The organism is Gordonia sp. ABKF26 (genome assembly GCF_041103195.1).
GTDB lineage: Bacteria > Actinomycetota > Actinomycetes > Mycobacteriales > Mycobacteriaceae > Gordonia > Gordonia terrae.
In genome coordinates this window covers 1,260,792-1,276,297 of the sequence record NZ_JBGCVZ010000003.1, presented here as the reverse complement: position 1 = coordinate 1,276,297, position 15,506 = coordinate 1,260,792, and the positions used below count along the sequence as shown (strand labels likewise).

The following is a 15,506-nucleotide window of genomic DNA, read 5'->3' as shown; positions in this document are numbered from 1 at the left end:
CGCTGTTGGGTGACCTCTCCCATCCCGGCCCATTCGATGTTTAGATGAGCCATGTCGTTCGGGGTGCGCACGAGTTGGCTGCGCGTGGGAGTCATCGGTCTTGTCGTCGGCGTGATCGCCGGAGTGCTCGCGAGCGCACCTCCCGCGCAGGCGGCACCCGGCCCGGGTTCGCCGCTTCCGTCGGCCGATCCGTTCTACTCGTACAACGGCTCGTTGGCCGGGGTGGCACCCGGCGCGGTGCTCCGCAGCCGCCCCATGCAATTCCGGACACCGACGCTGTCCACACCGATCACCGGCTCGCAGGTGCTCTATCGCACCACCGACCAGTTCGGCGAGAGCGTGGTGACGGTCGCGACGGTGCTCCGACCGCTGACCCCGGGCCCCACCCGACTGGTCTCGTACCACATGGCCTACGACGCGCTGGGTTCGCAGTGCGACCCGTCCTACACACTCAGCGGTGGCTACACCAACGGCACCGCGACCGCCGAACAAGGCGTCATCGCAGGCTATCTCGCGGCCGGCTACACCGTCGTGGTGCCCGACTACGAGGGCGAGAAGCTGCAGTGGACCATCGGCCGCCAGTCGGGGTACGCCGCGCTCGACGGCGTGCGCGCCGCGCAGTCGTTCCTGCGGCTGCCGCGGTCGACCCCGGTCGGCCTGGTCGGTTATTCCGGCGGGTCGATCCCGACGCAGTTCGGCGCCGAGGTCGCGCCGCGATACGCGCCCGAACTCAACATCGTCGGCGCCGCCGCCGGCGGCCTGCCCGTGGACCTCGCACACAACCTGCCGTACATCAACGGCAGTGCGAAGTGGGCGGGCGTGATCCCGGCACTGGTGGTCGCCTACCAGCGGACCTACCGCCTCGACACCTCGACCTTCCTGTCGGCACGCGGCAAGCAGGTCGCCCAGGACGTGAGCGACGAGTGCATCTCGGAGTTCGCGTCGAAGTACGCGGGTCTCACGAGTGCGGACATGGTCAAGCCGCCCTACACCGGGTTGCTCGACGTGCCGCAGGTGGTGCGCGCGATCAACGACAACATCATGGGCCGGTCGGGCACCCCGTCGACGAAGATGCTTCTCGCGGTGGGTCACTACAACGCGATCGGCGACACCCTGATGATCACCGGCGACGTCATCGGCCTGGCGAACGAGTACTGCTCACGCGGCGTCGACATCACATACCGCCAGATCAACGGCCTCACGCATCAGGAGGCGTTCCTGCCGTTCGAACCCCTTGCCCTGCAATACCTGACGGAGCGGTTCGCAGGTGCTCCGACGCAGAGCAACTGCGGTTCGTTGTCGCGTGGCAACAGTCTGGCTCCGCTCCCGGTGCCCTGAACCCGCGCCTAGCCCGGGAGCGTCTCGCCGCCGATCGGCGCGAGGACCTCGCCGGTGTAGTACGACGACAGCTGTTCGGCCGCGAAGAACACGTATGACGGCGCGATCTCGTCGGGCTGGGCGGCGCGCCCCATGGGCGCCTGCGTACCGAAGTCCTTGACCGCGTCGGCAGGCATCGTGGCCGGGATCAGCGGCGTCCAGACCGGGCCGGGAGCGACACAGTTCACGCGGATCTTCCGCTCCATCAACGACTGTGCGAGCGAATAGGTCAGCGCGAGAACCGCTCCCTTGGTCGCCGAGTAGTCGATGAGACTGTCGTTGCCGCGCAGTCCGTTGATGGACGACGTGTTGATGATGGCGCCGCCGCCGGTCAGGTGCGGGACGGCGGCGCGGGTGGTGTGGAAGAAACTGTCGATGTTGACGGCGAACGTGCGGCGCCACTGCTCCGGCGTGAGTTCCAGGAAGTCGTCGACGATCTCCTGGTAGGCGATGTTGTTGACCAGGATGTCCAACGCACCGAGTTCATCGACGGTTCGCCTCACGATGTCCGTGCAATGCGCCGGGTCGGCGAGGTCGCCGCGATAGGCGCGAGCCTGCCGCCCCTCCGCTTCGATCAGTCCGACGGTGTGCCGTGCATCGTTGTCCTCCTCCAGATAGGCGATGGCGACGTCGGCGCCCTCCTTGGCGAAGGCGACCGCGACCGCTCGGCCGATCCCCGAGTCACCGCCGGTGATGAGGGCGGTCTTGCCCGCGAGCAGATCGCGTCCGCGGTATTCCCGCATCTCGTCGCGCGGGCGATCACCCATCTCGTCGGTCTCCCCGGGGTACGGGATCGTCTTCGCCACGTGCTCGGGATTCTCGTCACTCATGGGCGGCGGATGCCCGAGCGGGCGGAGCCGGAAACATTGCCGCCGGCCCCATCGCGCGCGGCGTCAGGGATTCTCGTCGGGAATCTCCTGGTCGAGCTTCTCCTCTAGCGACTCGCCTTCGCGCTGCTCCCGGGCGGTCGTTCCGGTGCGGTCGCTGGCCGACCAGTCCTCCGGCGGATCCATGCCCTCCTCGAGCGGATCCCGACCGAGACGGTCCTCGTCGAGGTCCTCGAAACCCGCCGTCGACGTCAGATCGGGGTTGATGCCCTCGGTCGCTGCTGTCGCACTGTCACCCACGTTGTCGGTGCTCATTCTCGTCCTCCTCGTCGTGACCGGATTCGGTGATCGGGTCGGAGCCGCGTCGCACGCCGCCGGCCCGCAGACGCCGATACCCGAGCGGCACGGAGCCGAAACGATCTCCGCGAGTCCGGCATCGACGACACTGACCAGGCCGATTCCCGCTCGGCACCACAGCCAGGTAAGCTCATTTTTCGCCCGAGACCGCTGGCTCCCATGTTGATTTGTGGTTTGTAGGGGTGAGGGTGAGAGACGCCAACGATCACACCGCCGGCGAGTCCCGCATCAGTCACGTCGGCAGCTTTCGGTTCTTGTTCGACACCCAGGAGTGGGAGTGGTCTGACGAGGTCGCCGAGATGCACGGATACCGGCCCGGTGAGGTGACCCCGACGACCGAGCTGATCGCCGGTCACAAGCACCCGGACGACCGGCAGTCGTTCGAAGAGTTGCTCGCGACCATGCTGGACCGCCGGATTCCGTTCTCGAGCCGACATCGCATCGTCGACACCCAGGGCGAGGTCCGTCATGTCGCGGTCGTCTCGCAGCAACTGACCGACGAGGCCGGAGCCGTCATCGGCGCCGAGGGCTTCTATCTCGACCTGACGGCGATCGAGGAGAGAGCGGTCAAGGACCGCGTCGACGAGCACGTCGCGCGTTTCCGCGAGCACCAGGGCGTCATCGAACAGGCCAAGGGCATGATCTCGCTGGTCTACGGGGTCAGCGCCGATCGCGCGTTCGAGGTCATGCGGTGGCGATCGCAGACGGCGAACGTCAAGGTGAACGAACTCGCGCGGTCGATCGTCACCGGGGTCCACAAATACGTGGTGCTGCCGGACCCGGTCCGGCAGTCCTTCGACCACCTGCTGCTCAATGCGCACCATACCGACGGCCAGGGCACCCCACACTCGAACTCACACTGATCACCACACCGCTCATCGCACTCGTCGACGGTTTCGCCGGACGCCGTTCTGGGTAACTCGGCTCGCACGAGAACTTGCCGGAATTCGGCAGTCGTCGGCGGCTTGCGAAGCCGCGATCGCGCAGGCCCGGTTGAGAACACAGCCGTTGCGACCCGAGTGAACGGATGTGGCAGTGAGTAGTGGGCAGCCCAGCGGAACAGCAACCCTCGACACCACGGGGGTGAGCACGACACGGGACCGTTCGGTACGGGCGGGTCTACGCCCGCGGGCGAGTGTCGGCCCCACACGCGTGCGCGTCGCCTCGGTGCCGCACTCGCATGTGTACGTCCGGCACCTGTCTCCGCTCAACGGGACGGCCAGCGACCTCGACACCGGACCGGTGTCGGTGGTGCGCCTGCCCGACCCGGCGCCGGCCGACGGCGAAATGGTCCCGGGTCGGTGGTGGCCACCGCTGATGCTCGATCCCGCCTGGATCGCGCGACATCACAACGAGTTCGATGTCTTCCACCTCCATTTCGGGTTCGACGCCATCGAGCCGGCGACGATGTCGGCGGTCATCGACGAACTGCGCACCCACGGCAAGCCGCTCGTCTACACGCTGCACGATCTGCGTAATCCGCATCACGCCGAGCCGGGTCATCACGAGGAGGTACTGGACATCCTCGTGCCCGCGGCGGACGAGGTGGTGACGCTGACCCCCGGCGCGGCCGCCGAGATCACACGCCGCTGGCACCGGGAGGCGACCGTTCTCCCCCATCCGCATGTCGTGCCACCGGGAAAATTCGGCGCGCGAGAACCGCACACCGACGAGTTCGTCGTCGGGGTCCACGCCAAGAGCATCCGCGCGAACATGGATCCGTTGCCGGTCATCATGACCCTGCTCGATGCCGCCGCCGATTACCCGGACATGACCGTCCAGATCAACCTGCACGACGAGGTGTTCGTCCCGGGGACCCACGCGTACAACCCCGACTTCGGCACGACTGCTCTCGCGCTGTCGCGACATCCCTACGCGCGCGTGCGGGTTCACGACTACTTCACCGACGACCAGCTGTGGGACTATCTGCGAAGCCTGTCCGTATCGGTACTCCCGTACCGGTTCGGCACGCACTCGGGCTGGCTCGAGGCCTGCCACGATCTCGGTACCGCCGTCATCGCACCGAGCTGCGGCTTCTATCGCGAGCAGCAGGACTGCCTGTCCTACGAGTTCACCGCGGACCACTTCGATCCGGACTCGCTGGTTGCCGCTCTGGCGCAGGCCTATACGGCTCGACCGTCGGCAGCACTGTGGCCGGAACGACGCGCCCAGCGCCAGTCGCTCGCCGAACACCACGCCGCCCTCTACACCCGGATTCTGGATGCGTGACCCCCTGAAGATCGCCATCGTCGCGTCGAGCCGCTACCCGATCGCCCAGCCCTTCGCCGGCGGACTCGAGGCCCATGTCTGGCATCTCACCCGCGCCCTGACGCTCGCCGGACACGAGGTCACGCTGTTCGCAGGTGACGGCAGCGATCTCCCGGTCGACTCGGATCGCCTGCGCGCCGAGCTGTTCGAGCCATCCGCGGCCGCACGCTCGGATGTGTCGATGCCCCAGCTCGAAGTGTTGCAGGATCATCACTCGTATCTGTCGCTGATGCTCTCGTTCACGCGCAACCCCGGCGACTACGACGTGATCCACAATCACAGCCTGCACTACCTCCCGGTCGCCATGGGGCCTGCGGTGCAGACCCCGATGGTCACCACGTTGCACACCCCGCCGACGCCGTGGCTCGAGTCGGCCCTCACCCTCGCGCCCGATACGCGGTGCGTTGCGGTCAGCCGGCACACGGCGCAGTCCTGGTCACATGTTCTCGGCGACATCCCGGTGGTGCACAACGGCGTACAGCTGGACCGCTGGCCCGCCGGTCCCGGTGGGGACGATCTGGTCTGGTTCGGCCGTTTCGTCCCGGAGAAGGGTGCGCATCTCGCGATCGAGGCCGCGCAGCGCGCCGGACGACGGCTCCGACTGGCCGGACCCATCAGCGACGCAACGTATTTCGAGCAACAGATCGCCCCCTCCCTGGGCCGCCTCGTCCACTACGAGGGGCACCTCCACCAGCACGACCTGGCCCGGCTGGTGGGTTCCTGCGGCGCGACCCTGGTGAGCCCCGTGTGGGACGAGCCGTACGGCCTCGTGGTGGCGGAGTCCCTCGCGTGCGGCACCCCGGTGGCGTGCTTCGCGCGCGGAGGCATCCCGGAGATCGTCGGCGCCGACGCCGGTGTCCTCGTCCCGCCGGGCGATGTCGATGCGCTGGCAGTCGCCGCGGAGGAAGCGCTCACCATCGACCGGCAACTCGTCCGCCGTCGCGCGGAGGAACACTGCTCCGACACCGCGATGATCGGCCGGTACTCCGACATCTACGCCGATCTGGTCGCCGGACGTTCGACCCTCGGCACCGACTCGCTCACCCGCCAGGTACCGGCGTGATCGGTTACTACGTGCACCATCAGGGACGCGGACACTGTTCCCGCGCCACCGCAGTCGCCGGGCAGATCGGCACCGACGTCGTCGCGTTGACCAGCGCGTCGCTGTGCGATCCGGCGTTCAGTGAGGTGATCTCCCTCGACCGCGACGACGCCGACCCGGAGCCGAGTGATGTCGCCGTGAGCGGCCTGTTGCACTGGGCTCCGCGGCACGACGCCGGGCTGCGGACGCGCATGGCGCAGGTGGCGGAGTTCGTCGCCGAGCGCACACCGGCTGCCGTCGTCGTCGACGTCTCGGTCGAGGTCACCCTGTTCCTCCGGCTGCTCGGAGTGCCGGTGATCGTGACGGCGCAGCCCGGGGTCCGGGACGACCTGCCGCATCAGCTCGCCTACCGGGCGGCCGATGCGATCATCGCGCCCTGGCCTGCCGAGTTGTATCAGCCGGAGTGGCTCCGGGAACATCTGTCGAAGACGGTCTTCACCGGGGGCATCTCCCGCTTCGACGGCCGACCTCCCGTCTCACACCCCACGTTCGCGTCGGATGTGCTGGTCCTCACCGGTGCCGGCGGGGAACACGGGCTGCCGCACCCGGCGACCACTCTCGCCGACGAGCTGCCGGGGCGCACCGTCGTCGGACTCGGACCGGCATTCGATACATGGGTCGACGACCCATGGCCCTTCCTCTGCAGCGCCCGGGTGACCGTCATCGGCGCAGGTCAGGGCAGCGTGGCCGACGCCGCTGCGGCGGGCCGACCGGCGGTCGTGATCCCCGAGGACCGACCGTTCGCCGAACAGCGGGCGACCGGCGACACGCTCTCGCGCTCCGAACTGGCGCTCGTCACGTCGACGTGGCCGGACGCCGAGAGATGGCGATCGATCCTCGACACCGTCGGGGACTCGTCGCCGGCGTGGTCGCGCTGGCACACCGCGGGTGCCGCCGGGCGTGCCGCCCGCGCCATCGAAGCGGTCGCGAGCCGATGACAGGCTCCCCCGAGGTGGTCGCGGTGATCACGATCGTGGCGGGGCGACATCTCCACCTGCGACGCCAACTCGAGGCCTTCGCTCACTCGTCCAGCCGGCCCGACGTCCACATCATCGTGGCGATGGACGATCCCGACGTCACCACGGTGGTCGAGGGCCATCCGGTGCACGTCATCCATGTCGATGTCGACGAACCGGGCACACTCCAACTCGCCGACGCGCGCAACGCCGGAGCGGCGGCCGCGATCGCGGCGGGAGCGTCGATCCTGGCGTTCCTCGACGTCGACTGCATTCCTGGTCCCGACATGCTCGGACGCTACCTGCAGGCCGGCGCGGCGACGCCGGACCGCAGGCTCCTCTACTGCGGCCCGGTCACCTATCTGCCCGCCGATCAGCCGACCTTCGAGGCTCGTGAACTCCCTCGATTCACCGACCCACACCCGGCACGCCCGGCACCGGCGTGCGGACAGACGCAACTCTCGTCGGAACTGATGCTCTTCTGGTCGCTGTCGTTCGCCGTGCGAACCTCCGACTGGCTCGCGCTCGGCGGCTTCCACCCGGGCTACCGAGGATATGGCGGTGAGGACACCGACTTCGCGATGTGCGCGCGCGAGAACGGTTTTCGCATCGCCTGGGTGGGTGGAGCCCATGCGTATCACCAACACCACCCGGTATCGAATCCCCCCGTCGAGCATCTCGACGACATTCTCCGCAACGCCCGGGTCTTCCACGGCCGCTGGGGTACGTGGCCGATGGCGGGGTGGTTGAACGCCTTCGCCGACCTCGGTCTGTGCGCCTACGATTCCGCCGCGGACGACTGGCGGATCGTCAGCGACGGAACTTCGAGAACCGGATGACGACGCCGTGCGATCCCGAGTCCGACAGCGGTTCGTCGTAGGAGATCGTGTGGGTGTCGGTGACGGTCTGCACGATTCGCCACCCGAACGTGGACTGTTTGAGGGTCACACCCCCGACGAGTTCGCCGCGGATCTCCCCGACCACGCCCTGTGACGACAGGTGCAGCGTCAGCTCGATCGACGACCCCTCCGCCGCCGCAGAGATGATCTGAGAGCAGATCTCGTCGACGGCGACCTTCGCGTCGATGACGTCGTCGAGTGCCCAGTCATCGATGTACAACGCGGTCTCGATGAGGGCGCGTACCAGTGCGAGACGATCGGTGGCCGCGGGAACCCGCAGGACCGTCGGCGTGCCGCCGTCGATCGCTAGCTGGGACGTCGCGTCGGAATCGGTCATCAAATGAGTCTTCTTCGCCCGTTGATTGGTGGTGCCGATCTCGGCTGGTCTGGTCATGAGTGCCCCGTGATTCCCTGTTCCAAACCGCGGCTCGAGAAGATGTACCGCGCTGAACCGTGCCCCCCGAACACGTGTGGACACGGTAGCAGAGCATTCCTCGAGGACCGGACCCCATGAGATTCACATCTCGTTCCGTCCCAATTCCGGCGGACGGTTCGCACCACGACGTTTCGTTGTCGCCCCGTCGCGGTACACCGTCCGCACCGAGGCCGGTCGTCCAGCCACGTCGGCCACCGAGCCACAACCAGACAGCGCAGGGAGTGCACCATGCCAGATCTGACACCCGACCGAGAGGTCGCCTCGCGCGAGGCCATCGCCCGGCGTCCGGCACGAAAGTCACGAGGGCTGAAGGCCATCGGCCTCCTCGGCTTCGTCTGCCTCGGACTCATGCTGGTGCTCGCGGGCCTCGCGATCGCCGCCGGCGCGGGCGACCGCGACGCGACCGTATGGCTGGCGGTGGGCGCCGTCCTCGTCGGCCTGGTGGCGCTCGGCCTGCTGATCGGCAGCCGCGTCCTGCTCCGGCGACGCGCCGCCCGAGACGGTGATCGTGCCCATCAGGACCCGATCCAGCCGGAGACCACTGCCGAAGAGGCCGAGCGTTACGAGGAGCGCTTCCACGACTTCCCGGTGGAACACGCGGGAAAACGAGAGCGAGGGCGGGACGACCGCCTGGAAGAAATGCACGACGAGGGTCATCGACACAACCGGGGACACAACGAGGGAAAGGCCTGAGAATGCGCGCAGTGACCTGGCAGGGCAAACGACACGTGTCGGTCGACACCGTGCCCGACCCGAAGATCATCGAGCCCACCGACGCCATCATCAAGGTCACCTCGACCAACATCTGCGGATCCGATCTGCATCTGTACGAGGTCCTCGGTCCATTCATGCAGGCCGGCGACATCCTCGGGCACGAGCCCATGGGGATCGTCGAAGAGGTCGGCAGTGAGACCGGCGACCTCCGCGTTGGCGACCGGGTCGTCATACCGTTCCAGATCTCGTGTGGCTCATGCCTTTTCTGCCACGACGGGCTCATGACGCAGTGTGAGACGACGCGCGTCACCGAACAGGGGACGGGCGCCGCGCTGTTCGGCTACTCGCAGCTCTACGGCTCGGTCCCCGGGGGGCAGGCCGAGTACCTACGCGTACCTCAGGCCCAGTTCACCCACATCAAGGTGCCCCTGGAGAAGCCCGATTCCCGTTACGTCTATCTCTCGGATGTGCTGCCCACGGCCTGGCAGGCCGTGGCCTATGCCGAGATCCCCCAGGGCGGAACCGTCACCGTGCTCGGCCTCGGCCCCATCGGCGACATGGCCGCCCGGATCGCCGCGCATCAGGGCGCTCGGGTCATCGGTGTCGACCGGGTACCCGAACGGCTGGCCCGGGCGGAGGCCCGCGGTATCGAGACCGTGAACTTCGACGCCGTCGACAATGTCGGCGACGCCATTCGCGACCTCACCGGCGGGCTGGGTACCGACGCCGTCATCGACGCCGTCGGCATGGAGGCCCACGGATCGCCGATCAACAAAGCGCTGCAGAGCGTCGTCGGATTGCTGCCGGATGCCGTGGCGCGCAAGGCGATGTCCGAGGTGGGCACCGACCGGCTGGGTGCGCTCTACTCCGCGATCGACATCGTCAAGCGCGGCGGAACGATCTCGCTGTCCGGGGTCTACGGCGGCGCGGCCGACCCGCTTCCCATGCTGACCATGTTCGACAAGCAGATCCGGCTTCACATGGGGCAGGCCAATGTGAAGCGGTGGGTCGACGACATCATGCCGTTGCTCACCGATGACGACCCACTGGGCGTCGACACCTTCGCCACCCACGAACTGCCGCTCGACGAGGCCCCGCAGGCTTATGAGACCTTCCAGCGGAAGGACGACGGCATGGTCAAGGTGATCCTCAAGCCGTGACTCAGCGGGGCCTGCCGCGGCCCTTGGCTGCGGCGGGCTCTCCGTCGGCCTGCGGGGTGTCGTTGCCCTCGGCCTCGTCCTCCTCGACGACGACCTCGGACCGCAAGGTCTCGAGAATGCGCGTCAGCAGGCGCGACACGTGCATCTGGGAGATCCCCACCTCGCGTGCGATCTCGCTCTGCGACATCGACTTGAAGAAACGAAGGGTGAGAATCGTGCGCTCGCGCTCGGTGAGCCGCTCGAGTGCGGGCTGCAGTGTCACGAATTCTTCGACGAGTTCCAACCGTGCGTCCTCGTCGCCGAGGGTGTCGGCAAGGGTCCAGCCGTCGGTATTCGAGCCGGCCTCGGCGTCGATCGAACTCGCGGTGTACGCCGACCGGGCGACCATGCCCTCGATGACCTCGCCGACAGGCAGGTCCAGATGCTTGGCGATCTCACTCGGGCGTGGCGACCGACCGAGGGTCTGCAAGAGTTCTTCACTTGCCTTGGCGATGTTCAGCGAGGCCTCTTGCGCACGCCGGGGTACGCGGATGGACCAGGTGCTGTCCCGAAAATAGCGCTTGACCTCGCCCATCACGGTCGGCACCGCGAAGGCGAGGAAGTTGTTGCCGCGCTCGACGTCGAACCGGTCGACAGCATGCATCAGACCGATCCGCGCCACCTGACGCAGATCGTCGATGGGTTCGCCACGCTCGGAGAACCGCCGCGCGACATGATCCGCCAGGGGCAGGCACCGCGCGATGACCTCGTCCCGAAGTCGAGCACGACGATCGTCGTCCTTCTCCTCGTGCATCGCACGAAGTGAGGGGAGGACGTCACCGTAATCGTCGTGATCGCCCCGGTCTCCCGACGCCATTCTCACCACCAGACTTAGAAGACAGCACGAGAACTGATGCGCAGACCTCGTGCCGCAACCAGAACAGGAATGATGTGCGCACGGGTTCGACGCATATCCGAGTCCAGCCAACCACGGTCGTACGACAGCGTCCAGCCATGCCGGGTGTGGCCTGGTCAGAGCGGTGTGTGGCAGGAACTCGGCGCATAGAAACTGCCGAAGTGGGCACAACCTTGTACGCCGTGGTCGCGCAACGTAGGGTAAGGGATGCGGTTCAGGTAGTAGCTGCGTTCTAAGCGACAGGCGCCCAGGGCCTCTTCGCTTCCCACCATCACGTGTCAATCTTTTTTCGACGATCGTGAACTTGGGTTACTCCCAACCACATTCGGTGGAGTATCAAGGCCTTCGATCCAGAGGTGACGGTCGGGCCAGACGCGCACTTACCGAAACGAGAACATCATGGCTCTCACTTCTTCGACCACCTTCCGGTCGGCCTTCGATCCCGCGACCGAACCTGCGCCGAAGACACATCCACACCAGTTCGTGTCACCGAAATCGTATTGCGTACAAGGTTTTTCAGGCAGCGTCGATCGCGATTCCGCCGCCGATTTCGCGGCTGCGCTGGATCGGGTGATCAGCGGCCCGGTCGACGGCATCGTCCTCGACTTCTCCGGCCTGAACTTCTTCGGAACAGTGGGTCTCGTACTGCTGCGGTCCTTCATCGACGACGCCGGTCGACGATTCGTCCCGGTCGTGGTCGTCGGCGGCCGCAGTGTGACCCGCCCGCTCGAACTCTGCGGGATGGCGCCCTACGTCAAGGCTTTCGAGACACTCGAGGAAGCCGGACGCGCCCTGACTCAGAACGAGGTCGCCCCCAGCACGATGGAATTCACCGTCGCCGAGTAAGCCGCCCCAGCTAGGCCGCTGCTCCCTGAGGTGCGAGGAGCGCTGGCGACGAGCCTCCCCTGCCCCCTGAGGTGCGAGGAGCGATAGACGGTATGAGGGCCTTGGGGCCGAAGGCCTCAAGCTGCAAACACATCGTGGGTTGCTGGTGCTGAGTTCACACTCGGCGGTAGCACCACATTGCAGATCAGGAGGCCTCCGGTGATTGTTCAGGGTACAAGTGTCGGATTGGATGTTCACGCACGCTCGGTGGTCGCTCATGCCATCGATGAAGACTCCGGGATGGTGATTCGGGAGACGTTGGTCCCCGATGCGGCGACCATCGTGAGCTGGCTACAGGGCTTGGCACCGCCCGTGCGGTTGGCCTATGAGGCCGGTCCGACGGGCTTCGGATTGGCTCGGGCGATCACTGCGGCCGGGATGGAGTGTGTGGTTGCCGCTCCCTCAAAACTGCAACGACCAGCCGGGGACCGCGTCAAGACCGATGCCCGAGACGCTGCACATCTGGCGAAGTTGCTGCGCCTGGGCGAGGTGGTAGCGGTCAGTGTGCCTAAGGTGGGCGCCGAAGCCGCCCGTGATCTGGTCCGCGCCCGCGAGGACGCCCGCAGCGACCTCATGCGCGCTCGGCATCGACTGTCCAAACTGCTTCTGCGCCAGGGAATCGTCTACTCCGGCGGCAAACCCTGGACCGGTGTTCATCAGCGGTGGCTGCAGCGTCAACGTTTCGAGCTGCCGCTGCTGCAGGCCGCCTTCGACAACGACCTGGACGCGGTGTTGAGCGTGACCGCACGCCGTGACCGCCTCGATGAGCTGATCGAACAGACCGCGTCGACCGATCCGTGGCGGGCGGTGGTCACCCGTCTGTCGTGTCTGCGGGGTGTGTCGACGCTGACCGCGTTCGCTCTCGCGGTCGAGATCGGCGACTGGTCGAGGTTTAGTGGCGCCACGATCGGCTCCTACGCCGGGTTGGTGCCCTCGGAGTACTCGACCGGCGGGACCCGCAGTCAGGGCTCGATCACCAAGGCCGGTAACGCCCACGTGCGTCGGTTGCTGGTCGAGGCGGCCTGGCAACACCGGCGCCCTTACGCCACACCCGGGCAGACCATGCGCCGTCGGTGGGAGGCTGCCTCGCCGGCTGCCCGCGCCCGTGGCCATGCCGGCAATCGTCGGTTGCACAAGCGTTGGCAACAGTTCGACCGCCGCAGCAAACATCCCTGCGTCGCCAACACCGCGATCGCTCGTGAGCTTGCCGGCTGGTGCTGGTCGCTGGCGGTGCTCGACGAGTAGCCAGCACTGACACACAATCTTGGCCGCCCGTCGCGGGACTCCCGCTGTGGTGAACAGGGAACGAATCCACGGCGTCGCTATGTGCGCCAGCACTTTTGAGTGCACGGTACGCACGTTTACATAGACCCGTCGGTCAGCGTTTTCATCTCCTGTCGAACACCGTTGAGCGGTAACCAACCCGCGTATATCAGTCCGACAACACCGTCGCGAGTAACGACCACCACACACCGCGGCGGGCGGCCAAACCCCACTACAGCCCCCCGAAGGAGGCCAACTTCGCCATGGGACTTGACAGAGCAGCACTACATATCAGCGACGAGCCTCGAAGGGCACGTCAGGTCACCGCTTCGTGGTGACCTGGCGTGCGACGTCGACCAGCTTGGTGTTCGAGTCCTGTGACAGCCGCTTCAACAGCTCGAACGCGGCGATCGCATCGATCTCGAACCGCTCCATCAGCATGCCCTTGGCCTGGCCGATGACGTCGCGATTGGCCAGGGCGCTGTGGAACTGCTTGTCTTTCCTGACCTTGTTCCACGCGAGCGCCGCGTGGGTCGCGAAGACGGCGCCGAGATCCTCGGCGTGGAGGTCGAAGGCGCGGGGCACGTCGGCGAACAGATTCAGCGCCCCGATCGTGGTCGTGTCGGCGAAGAGCTGAAAGGACAGCACCGAGCGGATCGAGGTCTCCGCCAGCGCCCGCTGCCGGTACTCGGGCCAACGTTCTTCCTTCGCGAGGTCGTCGACGCGCACGACGCGGTCGGCAAGCGCCGCCGAGATACACGGTCCCTCACCGAGTTCCGCCTGGATACGGTCGTGCACGTCAGCGACGTCGTGGGTCGAGCCGAAGGACTCGATCGACTTCCGATTGGTGGTGACGGTGAGGCCGGCGTACCCGACGCCGGGGATGTCGATGAGCGCGTTCTCGACGATCGACTTGGCGACCTGTTCGTCGGAGTCGTCCCCGTGGAGCTCACGCGCCAGATCGGCGATCCTTCGGTGGACGTCCTCCTCGAACGGATGTGTCATGATCGAGCCCCTTTCAACGCCCGACGTGAACACCAACGACCACGGACGCGCATTGTTCGGCGTACTCACCCCAACGTAGCCCACGGCGACGTGCCTGTTGTCGGCTCGGGAAAGGCGTTCGGACCCTACGCCGGCAAGTGGCTCAGCGGAACGCCGAAGCACCGGTCAGCGCGCGACCGATGGTGAGCTGGTGGACCTCGGAGGTCCCCTCGTAGGTGAGTACCGACTCCAGGTTGTTGGCGTGCCGGATCACCGGGTACTCGAGGGTGATGCCGTTCGCCCCCAGGATGGTTCGGCATTCGCGGGCGATCGCGATCGCCTCCCGCGTGCTGTTCAGCTTGCCGGTGCTGACCTGCTCGGGGGTGAGTTCACCGCGATCTTTCAGACGGCCGAGATGGTAGGCCAGCAGGTGGCCCTTGCCGACCTCGAGCGCCATGTCGGCGATCTTGGTCTGGGTGATCTGGTAACCGGCGAGCGGCTTGTCGAACACCTCGCGGGACTGCGCGTAGTCGATGGCCGATTCGAGACAGTCGCGAGCCGCGCCCATGGCCCCGAAGATGATGCCGAATCGCGCCTCACCGAGAGCGGTGAGCGGTCCCCGCAGACCCTCTGCCTTCGGCAGCATCGCCGACGCGGGAAGCCGCACGTCGTCGAACACGAGCTCCGAGGTGACCGAGGCGCGCAGCGACATCTTCTTGGTGATCTCCGGCGCCGAGAACCCGGGCGTGTCGGTGGGGACCACGAATCCGCGGATACCGCCCGGACTGTCGGCGAGATCGGTCTGCGCCCACACCACTGCGACATCGGCGATCGAACCGTTGGTGATCCACATCTTCGTTCCGTTGAGCACCCAGTCGTCGCCGTCGCGCTTGGCATGGGTGCGCATGCCCGACGGATTGGATCCGAAGTCGGGCTCGGTCAAGCCGAAGCAGCCGATCGCCTCCCCCGCCGCCATCCGCGGCAGCCATTCGTTCTTCTGTTCTTCCGAACCCCAGTGATGGATGGAGAACATCGCGAGTGACCCCTGCACCGACACCAGGCTGCGGATTCCGGAATCGACGGCCTCGAGCTCGAGGCAGGCCAGTCCGTAGGACATCGCACTCATCCCGGGACAGCCGTACCCCTCGAGGTGCATTCCCAGGGCCCCGAGCCCGCCGAGCTCCCGGGCGATGTCGCGGGCAGGTAGGCGGGCCTCCTCGAACCAGTCGGCGATGTGCGGACGCAACTTCGACGCGGCGAAGTCGCGCACACCGTCGCGGATGGCGATCTCGTCCGCGTCGAGCAGCGAGTCCAGGGCGAAGAGCTGGGGCAACGTGCTGGGGCGGGACATCGAGACCTCCATGAGAACGTTTGCAAGAACGA

At 66.8% G+C, this 15,506-nt stretch carries 16 protein-coding genes; 10 read left to right on the top strand and 6 right to left on the bottom strand.

What is annotated here, in order from left to right; all coding sequences use genetic code 11:
- Positions 1–51: 51 nt before the first annotated feature.
- Positions 52–1,338 carry a lipase family protein gene (locus AB4Z55_RS06385; protein WP_369519395.1) on the top strand — a complete coding sequence of 429 codons (1,287 nt, stop codon included), beginning with the start codon at positions 52–54 and terminating at the stop codon, positions 1,336–1,338.
- A gap of 8 nt (positions 1,339–1,346) precedes the next feature.
- Here AB4Z55_RS06385 and AB4Z55_RS06380 read toward each other — a convergent pair whose 3' ends face one another.
- Both AB4Z55_RS06380 and AB4Z55_RS06375 read right to left on the bottom strand, forming a co-directional pair.
- Positions 1,347–2,207, bottom strand: coding sequence for an SDR family oxidoreductase (locus tag AB4Z55_RS06380; RefSeq protein WP_064570407.1), 861 nt, complete (start codon positions 2,205–2,207; stop codon positions 1,347–1,349).
- Between the two features lie 63 nt (positions 2,208–2,270).
- Positions 2,271–2,519, bottom strand: coding sequence for a hypothetical protein (locus AB4Z55_RS06375; protein WP_369519394.1), 249 nt, complete (start codon positions 2,517–2,519; stop codon positions 2,271–2,273).
- A 230-nt stretch (positions 2,520–2,749) separates the two neighbouring features.
- Here AB4Z55_RS06375 and AB4Z55_RS06370 point away from each other — a divergent pair, with 230 nt between their 5' ends.
- The 5 genes from AB4Z55_RS06370 (at position 2,750) to AB4Z55_RS06350 (ending at position 7,726) form a co-directional block, all read left to right on the top strand.
- Positions 2,750–3,424 (top strand): PAS and ANTAR domain-containing protein, encoded by a 675-nt coding sequence (locus AB4Z55_RS06370; protein WP_369519393.1) that lies wholly within the window; start codon positions 2,750–2,752, stop codon positions 3,422–3,424.
- Between the two features lie 289 nt (positions 3,425–3,713).
- Positions 3,714–4,790, top strand: coding sequence for a glycosyltransferase (locus tag AB4Z55_RS06365; RefSeq protein WP_248645662.1), 1,077 nt, complete (start codon positions 3,714–3,716; stop codon positions 4,788–4,790).
- Positions 4,783–5,892, top strand: a complete 1,110-nt coding sequence (locus tag AB4Z55_RS06360; RefSeq protein ID WP_248643731.1) for a glycosyltransferase family 4 protein — start codon at positions 4,783–4,785, stop codon at positions 5,890–5,892. Before AB4Z55_RS06365 ends, AB4Z55_RS06360 begins: the two co-directional genes overlap by 8 nt.
- A complete protein-coding gene (locus AB4Z55_RS06355; RefSeq protein ID WP_248643732.1) occupies positions 5,889–6,869 on the top strand; it encodes a hypothetical protein in 981 nt (326 codons plus the stop codon). The genes AB4Z55_RS06360 and AB4Z55_RS06355 overlap by 4 nt, the downstream gene beginning before the upstream one ends.
- Entirely contained in the window at positions 6,866–7,726 is an 861-nt protein-coding gene (locus AB4Z55_RS06350) for a glycosyltransferase family 2 protein (protein WP_369519392.1), read from the top strand. Before AB4Z55_RS06355 ends, AB4Z55_RS06350 begins: the two co-directional genes overlap by 4 nt.
- Here the strand turns inward: AB4Z55_RS06350 and AB4Z55_RS06345 are convergent.
- Positions 7,698–8,123 (bottom strand): anti-sigma factor, encoded by a 426-nt coding sequence (locus AB4Z55_RS06345; protein WP_101819864.1) that lies wholly within the window; start codon positions 8,121–8,123, stop codon positions 7,698–7,700. The two genes, AB4Z55_RS06350 and AB4Z55_RS06345, sit on opposite strands and share 29 nt — an antisense overlap.
- A 327-nt stretch (positions 8,124–8,450) precedes the next feature.
- On the opposite strand from AB4Z55_RS06345, the gene AB4Z55_RS06340 reads away from it, so the two are divergent.
- Positions 8,451–8,915, top strand: a complete 465-nt coding sequence (locus AB4Z55_RS06340) for a hypothetical protein (RefSeq protein WP_004022286.1) — start codon at positions 8,451–8,453, stop codon at positions 8,913–8,915.
- Between the two features lie 2 nt (positions 8,916–8,917).
- Positions 8,918–10,096 carry a zinc-dependent alcohol dehydrogenase gene (locus tag AB4Z55_RS06335; protein ID WP_004022287.1) on the top strand — a complete coding sequence of 393 codons (1,179 nt, stop codon included), beginning with the start codon at positions 8,918–8,920 and terminating at the stop codon, positions 10,094–10,096.
- Between the two features lies 1 nt (position 10,097).
- Here AB4Z55_RS06335 and AB4Z55_RS06330 read toward each other — a convergent pair whose 3' ends face one another.
- Positions 10,098–10,952 (bottom strand): SigB/SigF/SigG family RNA polymerase sigma factor, encoded by an 855-nt coding sequence (locus AB4Z55_RS06330; protein WP_369519391.1) that lies wholly within the window; start codon positions 10,950–10,952, stop codon positions 10,098–10,100.
- 438 nt (positions 10,953–11,390) lie between these two features.
- Between AB4Z55_RS06330 and AB4Z55_RS06325 the strand changes: the two genes are divergently transcribed.
- Positions 11,391–11,837 carry an STAS domain-containing protein gene (locus AB4Z55_RS06325; protein ID WP_064570401.1) on the top strand — a complete coding sequence of 149 codons (447 nt, stop codon included), beginning with the start codon at positions 11,391–11,393 and terminating at the stop codon, positions 11,835–11,837.
- 198 nt (positions 11,838–12,035) lie between these two features.
- On the top strand, positions 12,036–13,121 hold the full coding sequence (locus tag AB4Z55_RS06320; RefSeq protein ID WP_369519390.1) for an IS110 family transposase: 1,086 nt from the start codon (positions 12,036–12,038) through the stop codon (positions 13,119–13,121).
- Positions 13,122–13,460: 339 nt separating this feature from the next.
- Here the strand turns inward: AB4Z55_RS06320 and AB4Z55_RS06315 are convergent, their stop codons facing one another.
- Both AB4Z55_RS06315 and AB4Z55_RS06310 read right to left on the bottom strand, forming a co-directional pair.
- Positions 13,461–14,144 carry a GAF and ANTAR domain-containing protein gene (locus tag AB4Z55_RS06315; RefSeq protein ID WP_248643734.1) on the bottom strand — a complete coding sequence of 228 codons (684 nt, stop codon included), beginning with the start codon at positions 14,142–14,144 and terminating at the stop codon, positions 13,461–13,463.
- Between the two features lie 142 nt (positions 14,145–14,286).
- Positions 14,287–15,474 (bottom strand): acyl-CoA dehydrogenase family protein, encoded by a 1,188-nt coding sequence (locus AB4Z55_RS06310; protein WP_369519389.1) that lies wholly within the window; start codon positions 15,472–15,474, stop codon positions 14,287–14,289.
- Between the last annotated feature and the right edge of the window lie 32 nt (positions 15,475–15,506).

Excerpts from the sequence above, each read along its gene's own strand:
- AB4Z55_RS06330 (WP_369519391.1), bottom strand. The coding sequence starts at position 10,952 with ATGGCGTCGGGAGACCGGGGCGATCACGACGATTACGGTGACGTCCTC.
- AB4Z55_RS06315 (WP_248643734.1), bottom strand. The coding sequence starts at position 14,144 with ATGACACATCCGTTCGAGGAGGACGTCCACCGAAGGATCGCCGATCTG.
- AB4Z55_RS06350 (WP_369519392.1), top strand. The coding sequence starts at position 6,866 with ATGACAGGCTCCCCCGAGGTGGTCGCGGTGATCACGATCGTGGCGGGG.
- AB4Z55_RS06325 (WP_064570401.1), top strand. The coding sequence starts at position 11,391 with ATGGCTCTCACTTCTTCGACCACCTTCCGGTCGGCCTTCGATCCCGCG.
- AB4Z55_RS06340 (WP_004022286.1), top strand. The coding sequence starts at position 8,451 with ATGCCAGATCTGACACCCGACCGAGAGGTCGCCTCGCGCGAGGCCATC.
- AB4Z55_RS06380 (WP_064570407.1), bottom strand. The coding sequence starts at position 2,207 with ATGAGTGACGAGAATCCCGAGCACGTGGCGAAGACGATCCCGTACCCC.
- AB4Z55_RS06360 (WP_248643731.1), top strand. The coding sequence starts at position 4,783 with ATGCGTGACCCCCTGAAGATCGCCATCGTCGCGTCGAGCCGCTACCCG.
- AB4Z55_RS06335 (WP_004022287.1), top strand. The coding sequence starts at position 8,918 with ATGCGCGCAGTGACCTGGCAGGGCAAACGACACGTGTCGGTCGACACC.
- AB4Z55_RS06385 (WP_369519395.1), top strand. The coding sequence starts at position 52 with ATGTCGTTCGGGGTGCGCACGAGTTGGCTGCGCGTGGGAGTCATCGGT.
- AB4Z55_RS06375 (WP_369519394.1), bottom strand. The coding sequence starts at position 2,519 with ATGAGCACCGACAACGTGGGTGACAGTGCGACAGCAGCGACCGAGGGC.
- AB4Z55_RS06310 (WP_369519389.1), bottom strand. The coding sequence starts at position 15,474 with ATGTCCCGCCCCAGCACGTTGCCCCAGCTCTTCGCCCTGGACTCGCTG.
- AB4Z55_RS06345 (WP_101819864.1), bottom strand. The coding sequence starts at position 8,123 with ATGACCGATTCCGACGCGACGTCCCAGCTAGCGATCGACGGCGGCACG.